This window comes from Pseudomonas sp. RGM2987 (genome assembly GCF_022952855.1).
Classification (GTDB): Bacteria; Pseudomonadota; Gammaproteobacteria; order Pseudomonadales; family Pseudomonadaceae; genus Aquipseudomonas.
Genome location: NZ_JALJDX010000174.1, coordinates 1 through 24,279, shown reverse-complemented (window position 1 = coordinate 24,279; position 24,279 = coordinate 1). Strand labels below are relative to the sequence as shown.

At 62.6% G+C, this 24,279-nt stretch carries 19 protein-coding genes; 9 read left to right on the top strand and 10 right to left on the bottom strand.

All coding sequences use genetic code 11. The features are described 5' to 3' along the window. Positions 1-2: 2 nt before the first annotated feature. Genes RGM2987_RS09650 through RGM2987_RS09630 form a run of 5 tightly spaced genes read left to right on the top strand, consistent with a single transcriptional unit; the run spans position 3 to position 5,874 of the window. Positions 3-947 carry a DUF58 domain-containing protein gene (locus tag RGM2987_RS09650; RefSeq protein WP_245140186.1) on the top strand — a complete coding sequence of 315 codons (945 nt, stop codon included), beginning with the start codon at positions 3-5 and terminating at the stop codon, positions 945-947. Further along, positions 944-1,438 (top strand): DUF4381 domain-containing protein, encoded by a 495-nt coding sequence (locus tag RGM2987_RS09645; RefSeq protein WP_245140185.1) that lies wholly within the window; start codon positions 944-946, stop codon positions 1,436-1,438. The genes RGM2987_RS09650 and RGM2987_RS09645 overlap by 4 nt, the downstream gene beginning before the upstream one ends. Then, a complete protein-coding gene (locus RGM2987_RS09640) occupies positions 1,431-2,510 on the top strand; it encodes a VWA domain-containing protein (RefSeq protein WP_245140184.1) in 1,080 nt (359 codons plus the stop codon). Before RGM2987_RS09645 ends, RGM2987_RS09640 begins: the two co-directional genes overlap by 8 nt. After that, on the top strand, positions 2,507-4,240 hold the full coding sequence (locus RGM2987_RS09635) for a tetratricopeptide repeat protein (protein ID WP_245140183.1): 1,734 nt from the start codon (positions 2,507-2,509) through the stop codon (positions 4,238-4,240). The genes RGM2987_RS09640 and RGM2987_RS09635 overlap by 4 nt, the downstream gene beginning before the upstream one ends. After that, complete coding sequence (locus RGM2987_RS09630) at positions 4,237-5,874, top strand: BatD family protein (protein WP_245140182.1); 1,638 nt, start codon at positions 4,237-4,239, stop codon at positions 5,872-5,874. Before RGM2987_RS09635 ends, RGM2987_RS09630 begins: the two co-directional genes overlap by 4 nt. An 82-nt stretch (positions 5,875-5,956) precedes the next feature. Here RGM2987_RS09630 and RGM2987_RS09625 read toward each other — a convergent pair whose 3' ends face one another. From RGM2987_RS09625 to RGM2987_RS09615, 3 genes are read right to left on the bottom strand one after another with little or no spacing between them, the layout of a single operon-like run. Then, positions 5,957-6,730 (bottom strand): hypothetical protein, encoded by a 774-nt coding sequence (locus tag RGM2987_RS09625; protein WP_245140181.1) that lies wholly within the window; start codon positions 6,728-6,730, stop codon positions 5,957-5,959. Beyond that, positions 6,727-7,500, bottom strand: coding sequence for a hypothetical protein (locus RGM2987_RS09620; RefSeq protein WP_245140180.1), 774 nt, complete (start codon positions 7,498-7,500; stop codon positions 6,727-6,729). Before RGM2987_RS09620 ends, RGM2987_RS09625 begins: the two co-directional genes overlap by 4 nt. 11 nt (positions 7,501-7,511) lie before the next feature. Continuing rightward, positions 7,512-9,551 carry a lipase family protein gene (locus RGM2987_RS09615; RefSeq protein ID WP_245140179.1) on the bottom strand — a complete coding sequence of 680 codons (2,040 nt, stop codon included), beginning with the start codon at positions 9,549-9,551 and terminating at the stop codon, positions 7,512-7,514. 710 nt (positions 9,552-10,261) lie between these two features. On the opposite strand from RGM2987_RS09615, the gene RGM2987_RS09610 reads away from it, so the two are divergent. From RGM2987_RS09610 to RGM2987_RS09600, 3 genes are read left to right on the top strand one after another with little or no spacing between them, the layout of a single operon-like run. After that, complete coding sequence (locus RGM2987_RS09610) at positions 10,262-11,506, top strand: exonuclease SbcCD subunit D C-terminal domain-containing protein (RefSeq protein WP_245140176.1); 1,245 nt, start codon at positions 10,262-10,264, stop codon at positions 11,504-11,506. Beyond that, positions 11,503-15,144, top strand: a complete 3,642-nt coding sequence (locus tag RGM2987_RS09605; RefSeq protein WP_245140173.1) for an AAA family ATPase — start codon at positions 11,503-11,505, stop codon at positions 15,142-15,144. Before RGM2987_RS09610 ends, RGM2987_RS09605 begins: the two co-directional genes overlap by 4 nt. After that, positions 15,141-15,743, top strand: coding sequence for a glutathione S-transferase (locus RGM2987_RS09600; RefSeq protein WP_245140171.1), 603 nt, complete (start codon positions 15,141-15,143; stop codon positions 15,741-15,743). The genes RGM2987_RS09605 and RGM2987_RS09600 overlap by 4 nt, the downstream gene beginning before the upstream one ends. Positions 15,744-15,868: 125 nt before the next feature. On the opposite strand, the gene RGM2987_RS27535 is transcribed toward RGM2987_RS09600, so the two are convergent. The 7 genes from RGM2987_RS27535 to RGM2987_RS09570 form a co-directional block, all read right to left on the bottom strand. Continuing rightward, positions 15,869-15,994: a hypothetical protein gene (locus RGM2987_RS27535; RefSeq protein ID WP_261978327.1), complete on the bottom strand. Its 126-nt coding sequence runs from the start codon at positions 15,992-15,994 to the stop codon at positions 15,869-15,871. Between the two features lie 167 nt (positions 15,995-16,161). Then, a complete protein-coding gene (locus RGM2987_RS09595) occupies positions 16,162-16,341 on the bottom strand; it encodes a hypothetical protein (protein ID WP_245140169.1) in 180 nt (59 codons plus the stop codon). 156 nt (positions 16,342-16,497) lie between these two features. Then, a complete protein-coding gene (locus RGM2987_RS09590) occupies positions 16,498-17,673 on the bottom strand; it encodes a lactonase family protein (RefSeq protein ID WP_245140165.1) in 1,176 nt (391 codons plus the stop codon). Beyond that, positions 17,660-17,956: a DUF5629 family protein gene (locus tag RGM2987_RS09585; protein ID WP_245140163.1), complete on the bottom strand. Its 297-nt coding sequence runs from the start codon at positions 17,954-17,956 to the stop codon at positions 17,660-17,662. Before RGM2987_RS09585 ends, RGM2987_RS09590 begins: the two co-directional genes overlap by 14 nt. Before the next feature lie 236 nt (positions 17,957-18,192). Continuing rightward, the gene (locus RGM2987_RS09580; RefSeq protein WP_245140161.1) at positions 18,193-19,773 is read right to left on the bottom strand and encodes an aldehyde dehydrogenase (NADP(+)); all 1,581 of its coding nucleotides are present in this window, start codon (positions 19,771-19,773) and stop codon (positions 18,193-18,195) included. A gap of 13 nt (positions 19,774-19,786) precedes the next feature. Then, on the bottom strand, positions 19,787-20,779 hold the full coding sequence (gene araD1 / locus RGM2987_RS09575; protein ID WP_245140160.1) for an AraD1 family protein: 993 nt from the start codon (positions 20,777-20,779) through the stop codon (positions 19,787-19,789). A gap of 155 nt (positions 20,780-20,934) precedes the next feature. Further along, a complete protein-coding gene (locus tag RGM2987_RS09570) occupies positions 20,935-22,257 on the bottom strand; it encodes an MFS transporter (RefSeq protein ID WP_245140158.1) in 1,323 nt (440 codons plus the stop codon). Positions 22,258-22,450: 193 nt separating this feature from the next. Here RGM2987_RS09570 and RGM2987_RS09565 point away from each other — a divergent pair, with 193 nt between their 5' ends. Further along, positions 22,451-24,187: an IlvD/Edd family dehydratase gene (locus tag RGM2987_RS09565; RefSeq protein WP_245140155.1), complete on the top strand. Its 1,737-nt coding sequence runs from the start codon at positions 22,451-22,453 to the stop codon at positions 24,185-24,187. Positions 24,188-24,279: the final 92 nt, after the last annotated feature.

Genomic DNA, 24,279 nt, shown 5'->3' with positions numbered 1-24,279 from the left:
CCATGAATAACCCACTGGCGCCCGCACCGGGCATCCGCGTCAGCCTGTCGGAGCTGATCGAGATGCGCCATCGCGTGCGCGAGGTGCAGTTGTTCTCGACGCCCGGCCAGCGCAGCCCGCTGATTGGCCTGCACCATTCCAAGCTGCGTGGGCGCGGGGTGGATTTCGACCAGGTGCGGGTCTATCAGGCCGGCGACGACGTGCGCACGATTGACTGGCGCGTCACCGCCCGCACCCAGGAACCCCACACCAAACTGTTCCATGAAGAGCGCGAGCGGCCGATCTTCATCATGATCGAGCAGAGCCACCGGCTGTTCTTCGGCTCCGGCCAGATGTTCAAGTCGGTGCTGGCGGCCCAGGCCGCCAGCCTGATCGGCTGGGCCGCGCTGGGGCATAACGACCGGGTCGGCGGGCTGGTGTTCGGCAACAACACCCACTACGAGGTCAAGCCCCGGCGCAGCAAGCAGAGTCTGTTGCAGTTGCTCAACCGCCTGGTGCGGGTCAATCAATCGCTGCACCCCGAAGGCGAACCGGACCGCGACTCCTTCGGTATCGCCCTACGCCGGGCCCGGGAGGTGCTACGGCCCGGAAGCCTGGCAATCATCATCTGTGACGAGCGCGCGCTGTCCGACAGCGCCGAGCAGCAACTGAGCCTGCTGTCGCGCCATTGCGACCTGTTGCTGCTGCCACTGTCCGATCCGCTGGATCATGCCCTGCCCGCCGCCGGCCTGCTGCGATTTGCCCAACGTGGCGCGCAGCTGGAGCTCGACACCTTGAATTTCGAGCTGCGCCAGGCCTATCGCGCCCAGGCCGAAGCGCGCCTGGAGCGTTGGGAAATGCTCGCGCAAAAGCTGCGAATTTTGATGATGCCCCTAAGCACCCAAGGCGACATGGTCGAACAGTTGCGCGAATACCTGAACCCCAAGCGGGCCGGAAAAAGCCGATGAGCAGCCTCGATCAATTGCAACCGCTGATGGCGCCGCCGCCCATTGGTTTCTGGCCGCCTGCACCGGGCTGGTGGTTGCTGCTGGTGTTAATCCCCTTGCTGGGCCTGGGCCTGTGGCAGTTGCGTCGGTTCATCCCCGCCAAACGCCCCGAAACCCGTGCAGAACAACCGCTGGACCCGGCGCGCCTGGCGGCCCTGGCCGAACTCGCCCTGTTGCCCAAGCCCTACGACGGTGCGCCGGCCGGGGCCTGGCTGCAGCAACTCAACGGGCTGCTCAAGCGTCTGTGCCGCAACCACTACCCCTATAGCCAGAGCCATACCCTCAATGGCCGTAAATGGCTGGCGTTCCTGGATAACCGCTGCCCGGCCGCCGGCCTCACACGTTGGATGGTACTGGTGGAAGGCGCCTACAAGCCCGAGTGCAAACTGGATGACAAAGCCATCGCCGGGCTGACCCAGGCAGTCGAAACCTGGATTCGCAAACATGTTTGAATTCGCCTGGCCATGGGTATTTGCCTTGTTGCCACTGCCGTGGCTGATGCGTCTGGTGCTGCCGCCGGCCGACAGTGGCGAACCCGCGCTCAAGGTCAGTTTCCTGGGCGACCTCGAAGGCCTTGTCGGGCGGCGGGCCCGGGCCAACCTGCCGACCTGGCGCCAGCAGGCGCCGTTTATCCTGATCTGGCTGTTATTGCTGATTGCCGCCGCCCGCCCACAATGGCTGGGGGAACCCCTGCCCATCGCCGCCAGCGGTCGCGATCTGTTGGTGGCAGTGGATGTCTCGGGGTCCATGGACTTTCCCGACATGCAGTGGCAGAACGAAGAGGTCAGTCGCCTGGCGCTGGTCCAGCACATGCTCGGGGACTTTCTCGAAGGCCGTGAAGGCGACCGGGTCGGCTTGATCCTGTTCGGCAGCCAGGCTTATCTGCAAGCGCCGCTGACCTTCGACCGCCGCACCGTCAGGCGCTGGCTCGACGAAGCGCGGATCGGCATCGCCGGCAAGAACACCGCCATTGGTGATGCCATCGGCCTGGCCCTCAAACGCCTACGCCAGCGTCCGGCCCATAGCCGCGTGCTGATCCTGGTCACCGACGGCGCGAACAACGGTGGTGAAATCGACCCGCTGACCGCCGCCCGACTGGCCGCCGACGAGGGCGTGAAAATCTATCCGATCGGCATTGGCGCCGACCCCGAGCAAAGCGGCTCCACTGGCTTGCTTGGTGTCAACCCGAGCCTGGACCTCGACGAACCGACCTTGAGAGACATTGCCCAGGTCACGGGTGGCCGGTACTTTCGCGCCCAGGATGGCGAGCAGTTGCTGGCGATCAAGACCACCCTCGACCAACTTGAGCCGGTGGCCCAGCAACCGACCCAGGCCCGCCCGGCCCTGGCGCTTTACCAATGGCCCCTGGCCGTTGCGCTGTTGTTCAGCGTCTTGCTGGTGGCTCGGGTGCGCTGGCCGGACAACCCATTGCAACGCCTGTTCACCCAACCGCTGTTCCAACCGACCCAACACACCGAGTGGCGCCAACGCCTCAAGCGCCTGCGCTTGCGGAGGCGTCGATGATTGCGCTCTGGCCGCATTGGCTACGGCCTTGGTTCGTATTGCTGCTGCCCTTGCTGTGCTGGCTGCTCTGGCAACTATGGCATCGGCAGAAACGCGTGGGCCGCTGGCAGATGATCTTGCCCCCGGCCTTCCATGGCGTGTTGCTCAGCGGCGGCAGCGGCCGTGAAAGCCGGCTGCCATGGATCGCCCTGGGCCTGGCCTGGCTATTGATGGTGCTGGCCTTGCTGGGGCCGAGCTGGGCGCGCGTCGAACAGACCAGCCAACGTCCCGCCGACCCACTGGTGGTGCTGCTGGAACTGACCCCCGAAATGCTCGCCACCGACGTTCCACCCACGCGTCTGGAACAGGCTCGGCGCAAGGTGCTGGACCTGCTGCACAATCGCAGCGACGCCCAGACCGCGATCATCGTCTACGCCGGCAGCGCCCACACGCTGGTGCCGCTGTCGGACGACCTCGCCACCAGCGCCAACCTGCTCGAAGCCCTCAAGCCCTCGATCATGCCGCAGAGCGGGCACCGTGCCGACCTGGCGGTCAACAAGGCCCTGGCCCTGCTGGACCAGGGCGAACTCGGCCACGGGCGAATCCTGCTGATCGGTTCGTCATTGAATGAACAGGAGCGCCAAGGCATCCGCCAGTCGCTGGAGGGCTCCGCCACCCAATGGCTGATGCTCGGCATCGGCACCCGCGAAGGCGCACCGGTGGCCCAGGAGGATGGCAGTTACCTCAAGGATGCCCAGGGTTCGATTCTGGTGCCGCGCCTGGACAACCCAGGCCTGAAATCCTTTGCCAGCGAGCTGGACGGCCGTTATCGCCCGGCGCGCCTGGACGACAGCGACCTGCGGGGCCTGGGTCTGTTGGACGGTCCGCGCCATCTGCGCAGCGACGGCCAGACCCTGCGCCTGGACACCTGGGCCGACCAAGGCTATTGGTTGCTCCTGCCGCTGTTATTGCTGGCTGCCTGTGCCGGGCGTCGCGGCTGGCTGTTCTGCCTGCCGCTACTGTTGGCGTTGCCGCAAACCGGCCACGCATTTGAATTCGAGGATTTGTGGTTGCGCCCCGACCAACAAGGCCAACACCTGCTTAAGCAAAAGCGCCCGGCCGAGGCCGCCAAGCACTTCGAGGACAGCCAGTGGCAAGGCGTGGCCCTGTACGAAGCCGGCGACTACAGCGCAGCCGCCGGGCGCTTCGCCGAAGGCAACGACGCCCGGGCCCACTACAATCGGGGTAACGCCCTGGCCCGCAGCGGCGAACTGGAAGCGGCGCTGGATGCCTATGAACAGGCCCTGGAGTTGCAACCCGACCTGCGCCCCGCCCAGACCAACAAGGCGTTGGTGCAGAGCCTGTTGAAGGAACAGACGCCGCCGGCGGACGACCCCAAGCCGGCCGAGCAGCAAGAGCCGGGGCCTGCCGAACAGGCGCCGAACGCCGACGCTCAGGCGCAATCGTCGGCGCAGGGAGAACCCTCCGCCGAAACGCCAGCAGCACCGGAAGAACACCCGCCGTCCCACGCCGCGCCGCCCGGTGCCCAGGATGTGCCGGGCAGCGAACTGCCGGACGAGCAGACCACCACCCCGCCGCTGCGCCCCGCCGCCGGCCAGCGCAACGAAGAAGAACAACGCCAGGCACTGGAACAATGGCTGCGCCAGATCCCGGATAATCCCGGCGAACTGCTCAGACGTAAATTCTGGTATGAACAGCAAAGCCATCAGGCCCAGGGAAAAACCCAATGACCCGCTTCACCGTCTACTTCCTCGCGTTGTTGTTCTGGGCCTCTGGCGCCCAGGCTGCACAGCTGACTGCCAGCGTGGACCGCGGCCGCGTGAACTCCGGGGAAACGGTGGAACTGACCCTGGAATCCAACGACGCCACGCTGTTTGGCAAACCCGACCTGAGCCCGCTTCAAGCGCTGTTCGATGTGCGCGGAACCCGCCAGGTCAACCAGTTGACCACCCTTGACGGCGAGAACCGCGCCACCACGCGCTGGATCGTGACGCTGCTGCCGCGCCAGAGTGGCACAGTGGTCATCCCCGCGCTGCAACTGGGCGAAACCAGCAGCCAGCCGATCACCCTGCAAGTCATCGAAAGCGAAACCCGCACTGCGTCCGGGACCCTGGCGCCGGTCTTTATCGAAGCCAGCCTCGACCAGAACCAGGTGTACGTGCAGGCCCAGGTGATCCTCACCCTGCGCATCTACCATTCGGTGTCGCTGTACGACGACAGCAGCCTGACACCGTTGCACATCCCCGATGCGCGCACCGAACAGCTGGGCGAATCGCGCACCTACGAAAAGGTCATCAACGATGTGCGCCACGGTGTGATCGAGTTGCGGTATGGCATCTATCCCCAGCGCAGCGGCGAGCTGACCGTCCCGGCCCAGACCTTCAGCGCCACGCTGGTGGAACCGGTCGCCCAGGGCGCGGTGCCGTCGGGGCCTAAGCCCGGCCAGCTGATGCGCGTCAGTTCCGAACAGCTGCGCCTGAGCGTCAAGCCCAAGCCTGCCAGCTACCCGGCCGATGTGCCCTGGCTGCCGGCGCGCAGCCTTTCCCTGAGCGAAAGCTGGAGCCCGGAACCGACCCACAGCCAGGTCGGTGACTCCCTGACCCGCAGCCTGACCCTGGAAGCCGAAGGCCTGGCCAGCGCCCAGCTGCCACCGTTGCCCGCCACCGAGATCAATGGCCTGCGGCGTTACCCGGACCAACCGGTCCTGAGCAGCCGCAGCAGCGAGCGCGGCCTGGTGGGCAGCCGCGAAGACCGTGAAGCCCTGGTGCCGAACCGCAGCGGCACCATCGAGCTGCCACCGGTAGAGGTGGTCTGGTGGAACACCCTGGAAGACCACCTCGACCGCACCAGCCTCCCTGCGCGGACCCTGCAAGTGGCGAACAATCCGAGCCTGATGGTGGATACGCCCGCAGGCACGGCGCAGATCGTCACCACCGTCGACAGCGATGCCTTGTGGTACTGGCAACTGACCAGCTTCATCCTGTTCTGCACCACCCTGCTCGGCCTCGGCCTGTGGTGGCGGGCACGCTCGCAACCTGCCGTGCTACGCGCAACCCAGGCCGGACCGAGCCCACGCACCCTGCTCGACGACCTCAAGCGCGCCTGCCTGGCCAACGACCCCCACGCCACTCGCCAGGCCCTGGACGCCTGGGCCCGCCAACAACCGGAAACCCTGGCCGACATGGCGGCACGCTTCGTGCCCCTGTCCGACGCCCTCGACGGCCTCAACGGCGCGCTCTACAGCGAGACCGGCCAGCACTGGCAAGGCGAAGACCTGTGGCGGGCAATCCGCACCATCCCCACCGCAGAACGCTCCCAGGACCCGCTGGGCGAGAGTGGCTTGCCGCCGCTTTATCCCAAATAGCCCGGGGGATCGACTCCAGCAGTTCTGTTGCCATTACGGCCCTGGCCGCCGCTGGCGGTCGAGTCGGTTGGTAGGGCGAAGATCATTGCTTGCCCTCCGCAGCCAGGCGGATGGCTTGGAGTCTGGCAAAGTTCGGCATGTGAGCCCTATCACCGACAACGCTGCCGTCGGGGTAGGTATAGGTGGTGTAATTACCCTTTTTCTTTACTTTTGGTCCGGTTGAATACAGTGCGAAATCAGAATGCAGGACCGGCTCGAAATAGACTTGGCGTGCCTGCAAGGCTTGATATTTGACATAGATATCACCCTCGCCAGTCAAGCTGATGGTTTTTTTGTAGCGCCCCAAAAAATCTTCGAAGATCCAAGGGTAGTAGTCTTTTCTAAGAAACAGATCTCCAGCGACTTTAAAGTCGGCCCCTCCGGGCGGCGAATTATTGTGATCGAAAATCACCACAATGCCGCCCCCTGCACTATAAGTTACATTTTCTCCAAAACGTGTAGGGTACTTATAGGCGACGCCAAAAGTTACATTGCTCAACCGCCACTGACAGGGACCACCGCCATCCATTGGCAGACTCGCCCGATAGAGATCACTTTGCCCCTGTCGTACAGGCTGGATATCCAAGCTCTGATACCCATCCCGCTGATAGGCTCGACCGCTGGCGGTGTGATCGGTAAACGTACAGACCGTGGAGCGATACTTGAGCTGCATCACTTCCGCTTCCAGCTCCTCAGGCACTTTTACCGTCACGATAATCTGTTCGCTGTCAGCCGGTGGTGCCAGACTGTAATCCTTGGCACAACCGCTCAAACTGACGAAGAGAATGGACAATGCGATAGGCGGAGCGAGGCTCATCGCTTACCCTCCGCAGCCAGGCGGATGGCTTGTAACTTCAAGAACTTTGAATTTGGTCGCCCATCTGCCACAACGCTGCCGTCGGGGTAGGTGTAAGTAACGAAGTTGCCCTCTTTTTTCTCCTTAACGCCGACTGAATAGAGCATTAAATTGGAATGCAGTACGGGCTCGAAATAGACTTGACGTGCCTGTAGCGCCCGATACTTTACATAAATTCCGCCCTCACCCAAGAGATTAATATCCTTGTTGTATCCACCCAAAAAAGTCTCTGACAGCCAAGGATAGTATTCCTTCCTAATTATCGGATCCCCTTCAACTTCGAAGTTGGCCCCTCCGCGCGGCGAGTTGTTGTGATCAAATATCACCACGATGCCACCACCTGCGCCGTAAGTCACATTTTCACCAAAACGTGAAGGGTCCTTGTACGCGACGCCAAACGTTACATTGCTCAACCGCCATTTACAGGGCCCGCCGCCATCCATCGGCAGACTCGCCTGATAAATATTGCTCTGCCCTTGTCGTTGCGGATACACATCAATGCCGTGATAACCCTCTAGCTCGATCCGCTGACCACTCGCACCGTGAGTAACACGTTTGCAAGTCGCCGAGCGATACATGACTTGCATCACTTCCGCTTCAAGCTCTTCGGGCACTTTTACCGTCACGGTAATCTGTTCGCTGTCGACCGGTGGTGCCAGCCTGTAATCCTTGGCGCAACCGCTCAAGCTAACAAGCAGGGACACCAGTGCAACGGGCATCTTCTTGATCATGGCTGAGCCCCTTAAATATACGTGTCGGTGTGGTACATCTCGGGATCGGCCACCCCATCGAAGCGCTGCAGCGCCTCGGCACCGCCTTCGGCTTCCCAGGTGCTGGCCAGGGACTCGCTCAACAGACCCTGCAAGTCGAGGAACACCCGGTTACGAAGCCGTTCATGCTCATGTATATCCGCATAGTGTTCGCGCATCTGTTCGACAAACGCCTGCCGTTCCTTCCTCTCCCTCAACACCGGGTCACGCTCGGGGTTGATCGATTCCACCAGATGGTGCAGATAGGGTTGATACTTGCGCATGAAATGGTGGCGAATACCGGATATCCGACCGGTTTTGGCATTCCGGTACCGTGGGAAGAATGCGGCGCGGTCATCGGGCTGGAGGGAGCCGATCAGATTTTTTTGCGCCTCCCCGGCCTGTTGCTCCTGCGCTGGGCTCAGGCTGGGCACCAGGTAGAACTTGGCCTTATGCGACAGCTGCCGGGAGATGGTGCTGTAATACGGCGCACCGAGCCCGTCCTTGTTGCGATAGGCCGGGTACGACGAACCCCGCCGCTGTATATGCTGCTCGGCGCGAAAGAACATGGCGATTTCGCCGTGATGGCAGTAAGGATCGCCGTGTTTAACCACGGCACTGGCGGCCAGTTGGGCCAGTGACCAGGTAAAACCTAGTGTGGTGCCCAATGGCCCGTACAGGTCATACAGATAGTTATCCAGAGCCGCTTCGGGCGGAACGCTGGGGATCAGGTCGGTGTCGTTGACGTGGCGAAAGTGCACCAGCTCGCTGAGACTTTGCACCGCCTTGAGGCTAAAGGTGCGGGGCATGCCGTAGGTGTAGAGTAGTGGATTCAGATCTTTCAGCGCGGCGGCATGGACTAATCCGAGAGCGCCGCCCAGGCTATGTCCGCAGATAAAGAGTTGCTTGCCCTCAGCATCTTTGGGAATCATCTTGCCCAGTTCCTTTCCAAAAATTCTCTGGGCCATGTCGAAAGCTGCACGAAAGCCCAGATGCATACTTCCCTCCGGCGCCAAACCGTCGCAGGGCACCATGGGCTTGCAGAGAGCCGCCACCTCGGGCGGAACCGGACGAAAGGTTACATCGGTGAGTAGGTCATCAAAGCCATCAGTTTCGGTGCCGCGCCAAGCCACCAACACCTGGGAAGCGCTAATGACATAAAACAGCTGGGTGTCCCCCTCCGGTGGCTCTGCCTTACTAGTGTCAAGCAGATCGAAACTCGTATAGCGAGCATTGAACGGTACATCAGTGACCAGGCAGAGCCAGTTGTCACCGTCGTCCCATATCCGAGGTGCGCGAGAAAGGTCCAGACACTGCTGAGAAAAGAACTCCTTGATAGAACCGTGATCCTTATCTGACTTCTTGCTATAAGCCAAGATACTCATCAGCCCGAGGTTATAGGCGTTGGCCTGGCTGTACCCCGATTGGTGATGCAGCACCAAGGCCCAAGCCCGAAACGGACAGACTTCCAGCACATGCCGGTGCTCCAACTGCTCGTATTCGAAGGTAGTACCGCTGAAAGTCGGATCTGGAAAATGAAAGTCCGGCGGATTTTGAGGATCGTCCAACGGCGGATCGAGAGTCGGCAATCGATCGCAGAGCTGACCGATGCGCAAATACTGGTAGCCGTGACCGGCGGCGAGGGCCTGCTGCTCGATAGGCGAGAAACCCGCACGCTGCGGCTGATGCAAGGGAAAGCGATTCGAAATATTCGGACGAGGCGGCTCAGGCCGTTCGGCACGCAAGCGACGGGTTTGCAGTTGCTCGGCCAACGGGTCAGCAGCCAGCAGCAAGGTGATGGGCAGCGGGTGCAGGCCATCGATGCGAATCACCCCTTGGGCATCGCTATGGCCCGTATATTCGGGAACATAGTCCGTGCGTGTGGCTTCGTTCAGCGCCCGATAGGGAATATTCGCCAAAGGCTCGCCCTGCTCGTCGAGTAACTGGAACTCGATCCAGTGTTTTATCTGCTCCCCAACCACGATGGTTTTGTAGGGGTTGAGCGTGTCCGTGCGGTGAGAGTAGTCGTTCATGTCGATCCTTGATGTGCTGCACTTATGCTGTGCATCTGAAGAGGCGTGTGAGGGGCGACCCGATGCCGCTACGCCTGTTTTCCATGGCTCATGGACTGGCGAGAAGTCGTGGCTTTCGAGAGGTATGGCTTCTCGAACGAAAGGTGATGGCGCTTCATGGAATGTGCTTCCTTGTTATTCGAAGGAACATGCACGCTATGAAGGAAGCAGAGGGGGGTAAATCGGACCTTTCCTTGAGTGATGTAGGGCGTTTCCGTAGATGATGCGACTGATGTGGCGAGGGGATTTATCCCCGCTGAGTGGAAGCAGAGCTTGCTCACGAAGCAGATCCATTGTGGGAGCGAGTCTGCTGGCGATAGCGGTGGGTCAGCCAAGCAGATATTGAATGGACCGCCGCCTTCGCGGGTAAACCCGCTCCCACAGGGGGTTTGTGGCGGGTAAAGAATCTGTATGTACCCAGATCACTGTGGGAGCGGGCTTGCTCGCGATAGCGATGGGTCAGCCAAACAGATATTGAATGGACTGCCGCCCTCGCGGGTAAACCCGCTCCCACAGGGGGTTGTGGTGGGCGCAGAATCTGTATGCAAGCTCTTCGCTCTTGTGGCGAGTACTGCGAAGTTGCGCGGGTCCTCTGCGTTGTTTCCCAGTAAACTCCGCTTTTTTCAGCCGCTTTTCTTCACGCGGCCATTACTTGTTTTCTGGAGTTTGCCTTGCGTCTGTTTCACACCTCCGACTGGCACCTGGGGCAGAACCTGCACGGCCAGGAGCGCGATTTCGAGCACGGGTGTTTCCTCGAGTGGCTGCTGCGCCAGCTGGCGAGCGAAAAACCTGATGTGCTGCTGATTGCCGGCGATATCTTCGACACCGTCAACCCGCCGGTCAAAGCCCAGGAGCGGCTGTACGATTTCATCGTCAGTGCCCACGAACAGAATGCCAACCTGACCATCGTGATGATCGCCGGTAACCACGATTCCGGCTCGCGCATCGAGCTGCCGGCGCCGCTGATGCGGCGCCTGCGCACCCATGCCCTGGGCCGGGTGTTGTGGCTGGACGATGGGCAACTGGATGTCGAGCGCCTGCTGCTACCGTTGCCCGACGCCAAGGGCAAGGTCAAGGCCTGGTGCCTGGCCCTGCCGTTCCTGCGCCCGGCCGAAGTCACCGGCGCGCAACTGGGCGATGACTACCTACGCGGTATCGGCCAGGTACATGAATGGCTGATCGCCGCCGCCAACAGCAAGCGCAAGAAAGGCCAGGCGCTGATTGCCGTCAGCCACGCGCACATGGCCGGTGGCTCGGTCTCCGAGGACTCCGAACGCAGCCTGATCATCGGCAATGCAGAAGCCCTGCCCGCCAGCCTGTTCGGCCCGAGCATCAGCTACGTCGCCCTCGGCCATTTGCATAAACCACAGAAGGTCAACGGTGAGGAGCGCATCCGCTACAGCGGCTCGCCAATTCCGCTGTCGTTCTCGGAGATCGGCTATCAGCACCAGATCCTCGATATCACGCTGGATGGCGAAACCCTGGTCAAGGTCGAGCCACGGCTTATTCCCCGGGCCGTCAACCTGCAACGCCTGGGCCCGGCGCCTCTGGCCGAGATCCTGGTGCAACTCAAGGACCTGCCGGACATCGACCTGCTGGCCGACATCCAGCGCCAACCCTGGTTGGAAGTGCGGGTGCGCCTCGACGAGCCGCAGCCGGACCTGCGCCACCAGGTGGAAACCGCGCTGCAAGGCAAGGCCGTGCGACTGGTGCGGATCGCTGCCGAATACGCCGGCAACGGTGGCAACGCCAGCGCCGACGACGCCGCCAGCCTGATCGAACTGGATCAACTCAGCCCGCAGGAACTGTTCAGCCGCGCCTGGCACGACACCTATGGCAGCGAAGTGGACGAACAGACCCTCAAGGATTTCGCCGTGCTGTTGCAAGACGTGCAGATGGAGGACGAGCAAGCATGAAAATCCTCGCGATCCGTCTCAAAAACCTTGCGTCCCTGGCCGGGCCGTTCGAGATCGATTTCACTGCCGAACCCTTGGCCAGCGCCGGCCTGTTCGCGATCACCGGTCCTACCGGCGCCGGCAAGAGCACCTTGCTCGATGCCTTGTGCCTGGCGCTGTTCGGCGCCGTGCCACGCCTGAGCAACACCGGGCGCGATGCCAAGGTCCCGGACGCCGACGGTGAAATTGCCACCGGCGATCCGCGCACGCTGTTGCGCCGGGGCACCGGCGATGGCTATGCGGAAGTGGATTTCCGCGGCGTCGATGGGCGGCGCTACCGGGCCCGCTGGGAAGCCAATCGCGCCCGGGAAAAGGCCGGCGGCAAGTTGCAAGCCAGCCGCCAGAGCCTGCGCGACCTGGACAACGATCAACTGCTGGCGAGCCAGAAAGGCGAGTACAAGGCCCAGCTCGAAGCGGCACTGGGCCTGAACTTCGAACAGTTCACCCGCGCCGTGCTGCTGGCCCAGAGCGAGTTCAGTGCATTTCTCAAGGCCGACGACAACGACCGCAGCGAGCTGCTGGAAAAACTCACCGACACCGCCCTGTACACCCGCCTCGGTCGGCGCGCCTTCGACAAGGCCAAGCAAGCCAAGGAAGCCCACAAGCAGTTGCAGGACCAGGCCAGCGGCATCACCCCGCTGTCCGTCGAAGCCCGGGCCGAGCTGGACCAGCGCTTCAACGAAGCCCAGCAGCAGCTCAAGGCCCAACAGGCGCAACTCAAACAACTGGAGCAGCAGCACAGTTGGCTTAAAGACCTGCGTCAATTGCAGGACGAACAGGCCAGCGCGGCAGAGCAACTGCAACAGGCCCAGGCCGATTGGAACGCCCTGGCGGATGAACGGGTGAAACTGACGCGCCTGGAACAGCTTGCGCCCCAGCGCCATCAATTCATTCGTCAGGCGCAGTTGAGCCGACAACTCGAGCCCCTGGCGGCGCAGATCCAGCAGCTCACCCAGCAGCAGATCGACTTGCATGCGCAACAGACCGAGCTGGAGAAAGCCCTCGGCGTCGCGCAACAAGCGATGACAACAGCGCAACAGCAAAGCACCGACAGCGCGCCGCTGCTGCGCCAGGCCTTTGAAGAACAAAGCACCCTGGCCCGTCTCACTGCCGACGCCAGCCAAAGCGCCCAGCGCCAGGAACAAGCGCAACAAGCCTGCACCGAAGGCCAGCGCACGATCGAGACCCTGCTTGAACAGCAAAGACAGGTGGCCGAGCGCTTGCAGCGAATCGCCGCCGAGCTTGAGCAAAGCACGCCGCTGGCACCGCTGAGCGAGGCCTGGAACGCCTATCGTGATCGCCTCCAGCAATTGGTGCTGATCAGCAATCGGCTGAACCAGGGCCAGGCCGAACTCGCCGCGCTGGAACACAATGCCAAGCGCACCGCCGAGGACCTTGCAAGCCAGCGTCAGAACCTTGAGGTGCTCTACAAGGAAGCCGGTGCCGAACCGGAGGCGGTGGCCGAACAGATCCAGCTACTGGGCAACCTGCTGCAAGACAATCGCAAGCAACAGCGCGCGTTCGAAGAGCTGACCCGGCTCTGGGCCAGCCAGCAGGAGCTGGACAAACGCGGCGCCGAACTCGGCCAACGCCAGCAACAGGCCTTGCAGGAACGCGACCGACTGGTGCGCGAAGGCGGCGAAGCCAAGGCCGAACTGACGGTGGCCGAACAGACCCTGAGCGTGACCCGTGAACTGCTGGAGCGCCAGCGCCTGGCCCGCAGCGAAAGCGTCGAGCAACTGCGCGCCCAGTTGCAGGACGAGCAACCCTGCCCGGTCTGCGGCAGCGTCGAGCATCCTTACCATCAACCCGAAGCGCTGCTGCAAAGCCTGGGGCGCCACGATGAAACCGAAGAGGCCAATGCCCGTAAGGCCGTGGACCTACTCAATGAAAAAGTCATCGAACTGCGCACGCAGTACAGCGGCGTCATCGCCCAACTGAAAGAATTCAAGCAGCAGCAGGAACAACTCGCACAGCAGCAACAGAATCTCGCGCCCAGCCTCGAAGCCCATCCGCTGTCAGCGCAGTTGCAGGCCCAGGATCCTGACAAGCGCGATGCCTGGCTGGCGCACCAGAACAGCCAGTTACACCAGCACATTGAGCAGGACGAACAACGGCAAACCGCCCTGCTCACCTTGCAGCAGGACGCCGCGCGCCTGGCGCAGCAACTGCGCAACGCCGAAACGGCCAGCCAGCAGGCAGCGCAGCACCTGGGCAATCAGCAACAGGAACTGGCCCGCGATCGCCAGCGGCTGGAGGACGAGCTGGGGCACTTCAGCAGCCTATTGCCGGCGGACACCTTGCAAGCGCTGCGCAGCGAACCCGCGGCGACCTTCATGCAGCTCGACCAGCAGATCGCCCGGCGTCTCGAACAACTGGAGCAGCAGCGCGACGAACTCGGCGAACAGCTCCAGCGCCAGCAGACCCTGGAGAAGGAACAGGACCGCCAGCAGATTCGTGTGCAGCAACTGGAAGCGGCCCAGCAACACTTCAAGATCCTGACCGAGCAACAGCAGGCCTGCCAACAAACCCTCGCGCAATTGCTGGGCGAACACACCAGCGCCGAGCAGTGGCAACAGCAGCTCGACCAGACCTTGGAACAGGCCCGTTGCGCAGAGACGACGGCCACCCGGCAACTGCAAGAATTGCGCAATACGCTGGTGCAACTGGCCGCCGAGCTCAAGGCGCGCCAGGAACAGGCCCATGCCCTCGACGCCGAACTCCAGAGCCTGGCAGCCGACATCGCTCAGTGGCGCAGCACTCACCCCGAACTGGACGACGCCGCCCTCGACGCCTTGCTCGGCCTCGACGATCAACATATCGGCCAGTTGCGCCAGCGCCTGCTCAACAGTGAGAAAGCCATCGAGCAGGCCCGCGTGCTGTTGACTGAACGCGAACAGCGCCTGCACAACCACCAGGCCCAGCACAACGGCAACCTGGCGCCCGAACAACTGGCCGAAGCGCTCACCGAACTGCAAAACCAATTCGCCGCCAGCGAGCACCAGTGCGCCGAGTTGCGCGCCCAGCAAGCGGAGGATCAGCGCCGGCAAAATGCCAATCAGGCCCTGGCCCAGCAGATCGAACAGGCCTACACCGAGTATCAGCGCTGGGCGCGCCTGGATGCCCTGATCGGCTCGGCCACCGGCGACCGTTTCCGCAAACTCGCCCAGGCCTACAACCTCGACCTGCTGGTCCACCATGCCAACGCCCAGTTGCGCCAACTGGTGCGCCGCTACCGCCTCAAGCGTGGCGGCAGCATGCTCGGGCTGCTGGTGCTGGACACCGAGATGGGCGATGAACTGCGCTCGGTGCATTCGTTGTCCGGCGGTGAAACCTTCCTGGTATCCCTGGCCCTCGCACTGGGGTTGGCCTCGATGGCGTCGAGCACGCTGCGGATCGAGTCGCTGTTCATCGATGAAGGCTTCGGCAGCCTTGATCCGGAGTCGCTGCAACTGGCGATGGACGCCCTCGACGGCTTGCAGGCCCAGGGCCGTAAGGTCGCGGTGATTTCCCACGTGCAGGAAATGCACGAGCGGATTCCGGTGCAGATCCAGGTGCGGCGTCAAGGCAACGGCTTGAGCACGGTGGAAGTGAAATGAGCAGTACCGTGCTCTATTCCTTTCGCCGCTGCCCCTACGCGATGCGCGCACGCATGGCGCTACGCTACAGTGCGGAGGAGCTGGAGATTGTCGAAGTCAGCCTGAAGGCCAAGCCGGCCGAGATGCTCGCGCTGTCCAGCAAAGGCACGGTGCCGGTGCTGTGGGCCGATGGCCGGGTGATCGATGAAAGCCTGGAGATCATGAACTGGGCCTTGGCCCGGCATGATCCGCAGGACTGGCGATTGCTGGATGATCCCGCCGGCCAAGCGCTGACGGCGGCGTTGATTCGTGAAAACGACCAAGTGTTCAAGCTTCACCTCAATCGCTACAAATACCCCGAGCGTCATCCGGAGCATCCGGCGGAACACTATCGGGCCGAGGGCGAAGGTTTTCTGCGCAAGCTGGAAGCGTTGCTTGAAACCCAGCCGTTCCTGGCGGCGCAGCACCAGAGTCTGGCGGACGTGGCGTTGATGCCCTTCGTACGCCAGTTCGCCCATGTCGATCGCCAATGGTTCGCCCAGGCGCCCTACCCGAACCTTCAGCGCTGGTTGCAGCGGCTTCTCGATTCCGAGCTGTTCGTGGCGATCATGGCGAAGTAACTAACTGCCAACATATCACCCTGTGGCGAGGGAGCTTGCTCCCGCTGGGCTGCGCAGCAGACCCTTTTTGCGATTGCTGCGCAATCGAGCGGGAGCAAGCTCCCTCGCCACAAAAGCAATCAAGTTCAATCGCTTAGCAGACTCAATAAACGCTCCCGCGCCACTTCCAGCTCACCGGGCACCGGTTGGGCGGCAGACACAATCGGGGTGGAATAAAGAAACAGCAGCATCACGGCCAGACGCATCACCATGGGTCGATCCTTATCGGCAAGGTGTCAATTTATCAGCGTCAAATTTAAACATATGGCCATGTGATATTACAGCAGGATTTCCTGCGAACCCTGGAAACGACGAAGCCTGCGATCTTTTCTCTTGTTGAAAGATGAAAAGATCGCAGGCTTCAGATGCAGCGCGTCGCTCAGTGTTGGGTCTTGTGATCCAGCGCGGCGTAGAAGTTGGCGCTCTGTTGCAGGTATTTCTCGGTGTAGCTCTGGGTGTGGTTTTTCCGGTTGCTGATCTCGATGCTGGCGCTGGCTGGCAGAGCCACGGTGGCGGAAATAGCGGAAGCGGCGATCACGGAGAAGAGATTCAGATTCATGGCGGTAGTCCTCGGATTCAGTTGGCGGTCATGCCCGGTTGGGCCGTGAAGCAAACTTACGCGCCGAGGCGTCTCGTCTTGAAATGCTTTGCACTGCTAGCGAATATCAGCGCCATTGATACAACGGCGCAGGCCCCGGACAACGGGGCCTGCGGTCTATTGACGGACCATGAATTTCAAGTCGCTCGGCGCATCCATCGGCAGTTTCTGCACGGTTTTACCCAGCAGGCCGGTCTTCGGATCGCGCTCGAGCACCACGATCTGGTTGCTCTTCTGGTTGGCAATCAACAGGAATCTGCCGCTCGGGTCGAGGCTGAACTCCCGGGGATGATCGCCCTCCACGGAGCGCCGTTGCAGCTCTTTCAGCGTGCCGGCCGCCGGGTCGATGGCAAACACCAGCACTTCGTTGGTGGTGCCCCGGTTACTGACGTAGAGGAACTTGCCGTCCTTGGAGGCATGCAATGCCGCGGCCGCCCTGCCCGGCTGAGGCTTGCCGGCCGCCAGGTCCACCAGTTGGCGCTGGGTCAGGCGTCCGTCCTGGTAGTCGAACACCGCCACCTGGGCGCTCATCTCCATGGTCAGCCAGGCGTGCTTGCCGTCGGCGCTGAACAGCAGATGGCGCGGGCCGCTGCCGGGCGGCAATTGCACGAAGGCCGGATCGGCAGCGGTCAATGGCAGCTCGGGGTTGGCCTTGGGGTCGTAGCGGTAGATGAACACCTTGTCCGCCCCCAGGTCGTTGGCGAACACATACTTGCCATCGGGCGAGGACACCGCCGAGTGCACATGGGCGGACATCTGCCGCTCGGGATTGACCCGGCTCGGCCGGTGGCTGCTCAACTGCACCGGCGGCGACAGCTTGCCGTCGGCCGCTACCGGCAGAACCGCCAGGGTGCCGCCCGGGTCTTCGACCACAGAATAATTGCTGACCAGCAGGTGTCGGCCGTCGCCGCTGAGGCTGGAGTGGGTCGGCTCGTTGCCCAGCGATTGCACCTGGTTGATCAGGCTCAATGCATGGGTCTTGGGGTCAACGGCGTAGCTGCTGACTTTGCCCACCGGGTCTTTCTGTCCCGGCCCGTTTTCGTTGACCACGAACAGCCGGCTCATGTCCGGCGAAAGGGTCAGCCACGACGGGTTGTCGGTCTTGATCACTTGCAGCGGCTTGGCATCGAGCTGCCCGGTGGCGCTGTCGAATTGCAGGCGATAGATGCCCTGGCTCTGGCCGGCGGTATAGGAACCGACCAGCAGTTGATGGCGCTCTTCGGTGCTCGCCTGGACGCCCATGGCGCCCACGCTGCCGGCCATCAACAACGGCCAGAGACTACGCATTTTCATCTTCGTCGTCCTCATAATCGTGGCCGCTGGTCGCTGCCACGCACTCCAGGTGGTGATCGCCCGAATCGCTGGTGATGATCCAGTGCTTGCGGGCCGGGTCGAACGTCGCCGCCTGCATCTGCGTCGGGGTGAAACGCCAATGTTCAAGGGTGCGACCGTTCATGCACTCGACGTGCAACTGGTCCTGCTCATCGAGGGAAAAATCGAATGCGTGCAACCCGTCGATGATCAGCATGTCGCATTTGTGAAGGGCATCGAGCAGAGTGTCAGTTACGGCAGTCATGGTGATCGGTCGTTTTTTGGGAAAGCCGGCATGATAACCCAATGTGGGCATGGGCTTTGGGCCATAACTTCAGACTCGATGTTGGCTGGACCATCGCCTTCGCGAGCAAGCCCGCTCCCACAGTGGATCTACGGCGAACGCAGCTTTTGTATCCGCAGCAAATCCACTGTGGGAGCGGGCTTGCTCGCGAAGAGGCCGGCACCTTCAACCTCAATGCAACGGCCCCACCGCAACCCTCAAAGCGCCTCGCGCCCCATCACCCCATCCACCAACCGCAGAATCCCCAACGGGTTGGCATTCTTCAGCGGCTCCGGCAACAGGCTGTCCGGATAATTCTGGAAGCACACCGGCCGCAGGAAGCGATCGATTGCCAGGGTGCCGACCGAAGTGCCGCGGGCATCGGACGTCGCCGGGTAAGGGCCGCCATGGACCATCGAATCGCACACCTCCACGCCGGTCGGATAACCGTTGAGCAGGATGCGACCGACCTTCTGTTCCAGCAACGGGGTCAATTCGCCGAACTGTTCGAAATCCGCGGGCTCGCCAATGATCGTCGCGGTCAGCTGGCCGTGCAGGCCATTCAGCGCAGCGGTGAGTTGCGCCTGGTCGGCCACTTCGACGAACACGGTGGTCGGGCCGAACACTTCTTCTTGCAGCGCTTCGTCACCGTTGATCAGCAGGTTGGCGTCAGCCTTGAACAACTGCGGCTGGGCCTGGTTGCCCTGCTGCTCGCGCCCTGCCAGATGCTCGATGCCCGGGTGGGCCAGGAGTTTTTGCAGGCCTTTGCCGTAGCTTTGCAGCGTGCCGGCATTGAGCATGGTTTGCGGGGCCTGGTCGCCGATCAACGCAGCCACTTGTTGGGTGAACGCCGTGAACTGCGGCGAGCGGATGCCGATCACCAGGCCCGGATTGGTGCAGAACTGACCGCAGCCCTGCACCACCGAGGCGGTCAGGTCGCGGGCGACGGTTTCGGCGCGGGTTTCCAAGGCCTTGGGCAAGACGATCACCGGGTTGATGCTCGACATCTCGGCGAACACCGGGATCGGCTGCGGTCGTGCCGCGGCCATGTCGCACAGGGCGCGCCCGCCGCGCAGGGAACCGGTAAAGCCCACGGCCTGGATTGCCGGATGCTTGACCAGCCACTCGCCGACGCCACCGCCGTAGATCATGTTGAATACACCGGCCGGCATCGCGGTTTTCTCGGCGGCGCGGATGATCGCATCGGCCACCCACTCGGCCGTCGCCATGTGGCCGCTGTGGGCCTTGAACACCACCGGGCAACCGGCGGCCAGGGCCGACGCGGTGTCGCCACCGGCGGTGGAGAATGCCAGCGGAAAGTTGCTGGCGCCGAACACCGCCACCGGCCCCAGGCCGATGCGGTACTGACGCAGATCAGGGCGTGGCAGCGGCGTCCGCTCCGGCAGGGCCCGGTCGATACGCGCGCCGTAGAAGTCACCGCGACGCAAGACCTTGGCGAACAGGCGCATCTGACCGCTGGTGCGCCCGCGCTCGCCCTGGATACGTGCCGCCGGCAATGCGGTTTCACGGCAGACCACGGCCACGAAATCATCGCCCAGGGCGTCCAGTTCATCGGCAATGGCTTCAAGAAATTCGGCCCGGCGCACCGCGCTCAGGCTGCGATAGGCCGGGTACGCGGCGGCAGCGGCCTTGGCGGCGGCGTCGACTTCTTCTGCCGTGGCCTGGATGAATTCGCCGGGCAGGTTTTCGCCGGTGCTCGCGTCGACGCTCTGCAGGCGGGTCTGGCCGGCCGCGCTGCGCGCCCCACCGATGTAGTTGTGGCCAAGGATCTGGTTCATCGCAAGTCTCCTCTTAAAGTGTGCCGATAGTACCCGGCTTGAACACCGCGTCTACCGGGGCAATGCCATTGACCAGCGGCGCGCCGAATTCGGCCTGGCTGATCTCGAACACATCTCCCGGCTGGGTGCGGATGCCGTCGGCGAACGACAGGGTCGCGGTGCCGAAGAAGTGCACGTGTACGTCCCCCGGGCGCAGGAACTGACTGTACTTGAAATGGTGGAATTCCAAGTTTTCGAGGCTGTGGCACATGTTCGCCTCGCCGCTGAGGAATTCGTTCTGCCACAGCACGTCGCCGTTGCGCAGGATACGACTGGTCCCGGACAGATGCTCCGGCAATTCACCGACGCGAAGTTCCGGGCCAAAACTGCAACTGCGCAATTTCGAGTGGGCCAGGTACAGGTAATTCTTGCGTTCCATCACGTGGTCGGAGAACTCGTTGCCCACGGCAAAGCCCAGGCGATAGGGCTTGCCGTCGAGGCCGATGACATACAGGCCGCTGATTTCCGGCTCTTCACCGGCGTCTTCGGCGAACGGCGGCAGCGGGAACGGATGACCCGGACGGACGACGATACTGCCATCGCCCTTGTAGAACCATTCCGGCTGCACGCCCGCCTGGCCGGCCAGGGGCTTGCCGCCCTCCACGCCCCACTTGAAGATGCGCATGGTGTCGGTCATGGCGCTCTCGTCGCCCGCCTGCTGGTGCATCTTGTCCCGCGCCGAGGCGCTACCCAGGTGGGTCAGGCCGGTGCCGCTGACCAGCAGGTGCGCGGGGTCCGGATGGTCCAGCGGCGGCAGGATGCGCAGCTCGGCGAGCAAGCGTGGGTAGTCATGATCGGCACCGAACCCCAGGCCATTGACCTGTTGCTCGAGCTTCACGCCTGCCGCGATGGCCGCTAGCGCCAGTTCCCGCACCGTCTGCGCGCCCAGCACTTCACGTACCTGATCGCCGTCGACCACACCGACACGGCGCTCGCCGTTGGGCAATTCGAACTGAACTAAACGCATGGATCTCTCCTTGTAAACAAATCTTGAACCGCGTGCAGTCCCCTGTGGGAGCGGGCTTGCTCGCGAAGGCGGCTTCACATTCAACATGAGTGCAGGCTGACCCACCGCTTTCGCGAGCAAGCCCGCTCCCACAGTGGATCGGGACAACCTCTGAATCAGCTACGCGTAGCCCCCCGGGCGCTGGCCGCGAACTGATCCGCCGGCAGCACATGTTTGCGCTCCAGCAGCCGATAGACCACGCCAGTCAGCACCAGCCCGAACACCATCACGCAGGACAGGAAATACAGCCCCGACGCCAGGCTACCGGTGTATTCCTTCAGCGCGCCGATCACGAACGGCCCGATGTAGCCACCCAGGTTGCCCACCGAGTTGATCAGGGCGATGCCCGCCGCCGCGCTGGCGCCAGCAAAGAAACGCCCCGGCAAGGTCCAGAACACCGCTGTGCAGGAAAACAGCGCAAACGCTACCAGGCACAGCGCCGCCAGTTGCAGCACCGGCACCGACAGCCAGGCACTCAGGAACAAACCGATGGCGCCAAGCACGTAAAGCACGGCCAGATGACCGTAGCGGTCGTTCAAACGGTCAGAGCTGCGCGGAATGATCAGCAAGCCGATGATGCCGAAGATGTACGGCACCGACGAGACGAAGCCGGTCACCAGGTCGCTGCCGCCGAACTGCTTGATCAGCGTCGGCAGCCACAAGCCCAGGCCGTAGATGCTCAAGGTCACTGGCAGATAGAACAGCGCCAGGAGCAGGACACGCTTGTCCTTCAGGGCGTGCAATGGGTTGCCATGGCGGGTCTGGCCGTATTCCTGCAAATCCTTTTTCAGCTCACCGGTCAGCCAGTCCTTCTCGGCCTGGTCCATCCATTTCACCTGTTGCGGGCCGTCGGGCAGGTAACGCAGCACCGGCCAGGTCAGCAGCACCGCCGGCAGGCCGATGACGATGAACAGCCACTGCCAGCCGTGCAGGCCCAGCACCCCGTCCATGCCCAGCAAGCCGCCGGACACGGGACCTGTGATCATCATTGCGATGGGTTGGGAAAGAATGAACAGGCCAAGGATCTTGCCGCGATGGCGTACCGGGAACCATTGGGTGATGTAGTACAGCACGCCGGGGAAGAACCCGGCTTCAGCGGCGCCCAATAAGAAGCGCATCACATAAAAGCTATGGGGGCCCTGGACGAACGCCATGCCGATGGTGATAGCGCCCCAGGTGATCATGATCCGGGCGAACCAGCGCCGGGCACCGAAGCGTTCGAGCATCAGGTTACTGGGGATCTCCAGCAGGAAATAACCGATGAAAAACAGCCCGGCGCCCAGACCGTAGGCGGCATCGCCGATCCCCAGGTCGGCGCCCATGTGCAGTTTGGCGAAACCCACGGCAGAGCGGTCCACATAGGCGATCAGGTATAGCAGGATCAGGAAGGGAATCAGTTTCAGCGTGATGCGACGGATAAGCCGCAATTCCTGGCTCATGGGTCCGGTCTCCGATTGTTTTTGTTATGGAACCTCGAGGGATTTCTCTCGCGAATGCACGCCAGGACAATCCCTTCATTGAGCCGGACTATATAGTAATACTATTTACCCAACAACACTTCCAAACCTGACAAATTGCGCTTATGTTACGCTCACGATAGAACAATATAGTCATACAATAAGAGAATCGATCATGTCTGATAAGAAACCCTCCCTGCGCTCAGCCCAATGGTTTGGCATCGCCGACAAGAACGGTTTCATGTACCGCAGCTGGATGAAAAATCAGGGCATCGCCGACCATCAGTTCCATGGCAAGCCGATCATCGGCATCTGCAACACCTGGTCGGAGCTGACACCGTGCAACGCGCACTTCCGGCAGATCGCCGAGCACGTCAAGCGCGGCGTGATCGAGGCCGGGGGGTTCCCGGTGGAATTCCCGGTGTTCTCCAATGGCGAATCGAACCTGCGCCCCACCGCCATGCTGACCCGTAACCTGGCGAGCATGGACGTGGAAGAGGCGATTCGCGGCAACCCGATTGACGGCGTGGTGCTGCTCACCGGGTGCGACAAGACCACTCCGGCATTGTTGATGGGCGCCGCCAGTTGCGACGTGCCGGCCATCGTCGTCACCGGCGGGCCGATGCTCAACGGCAAGCACAAGGGCGAGGACATCGGTTCGGGCACCGTGGTCTGGCAGTTGAGCGAACAGGTCAAGGCCGGCACCATCACCATCGACGATTTCCTCGCGGCCGAGGGCGGCATGTCCCGTTCGGCCGGCACCTGCAACACCATGGGCACGGCCTCGACCATGGCTTGCATGGCTGAAGCCCTCGGCACGTCGCTGCCGCACAACGCCGCAATTCCGGCGGTGGATGCACGTCGCTACGTGCTGGCGCACATGTCCGGCATGCGCGCAGTGGAGATGGTGCGGGAAGATTTGCGACTGTCGAAGATCCTGACCAAGGAAGCCTTTGAAAACGCCATCCGCGTCAACGCCGCCATCGGCGGTTCCACCAACGCGGTGATCCACCTCAAGGCCATCGCCGGGCGCATCGGCGTGCAACTGGACCTGGACGACTGGACCCGCATCGGCCGCGGCATGCCGACCATCGTCGACCTGCAACCGTCCGGGCGCTTCCTGATGGAAGAGTTCTACTACGCCGGTGGCCTGCCCGCCGTGCTGCGTCGGCTCGGCGAAGCCAACCTCATCCCCAACCCGGACGCCCTGACGGTCAATGGCAAGAGCCTTGGCGAAAACACCAAGGACGCGCCGATCTACGGCCAGGACGAAGTCATCCGCACCCTGGACAACCCGATCCGTGCGGACGGTGGTATCTGTGTGCTGCGTGGCAATCTGGCGCCACTGGGGGCGGTGCTCAAGCCTTCCGCTGCCACGGCAGAGCTGATGCAACACCGCGGGCGTGCGGTGGTGTTCGAGAACTTCGACGAATACAAAGCCCGCATCAATGACCCGGAACTGGACGTGGATGCCGACTCGATCCTGGTGATGAAAAACTGCGGACCCAAGGGTTACCCGGGCATGGCCGAGGTGGGCAACATGGGCTTGCCGGCCAAGCTGCTGGCCCAGGGCGTGACCGACATGGTGCGGATTTCCGATGCGCGCATGAGCGGCACCGCCTACGGCACCGTGGTGCTGCACGTGGCACCGGAAGCCGCCGCCGGCGGCCCGCTGGCGGCAGTGAAGGAAGGTGACTTCATCGAACTCGATTGCGCCAGCGGCCGTCTGCACCTGGACATCCCGGACGCTGAACTGGCCGCCCGCCTGGCCGACCTCGTCCCGCCGCAACAATTGCTGGTGGGTGGCTACCGCCAGTTGTACATCGACCACGTGTTGCAGGCGGACCAGGGCTGCGACTTCGACTTCCTGGTCGGTTGCCGCGGTGCCGAGGTGCCGCGTCACTCTCACTGATCCCACCCATCCCCTGTGGGAGCGGGCTCCCGCAGTGATGTCGAGGCGGTCCGGACGTCCGGTCCGCCATCAATCCCCTGTGGGAGCGGGGG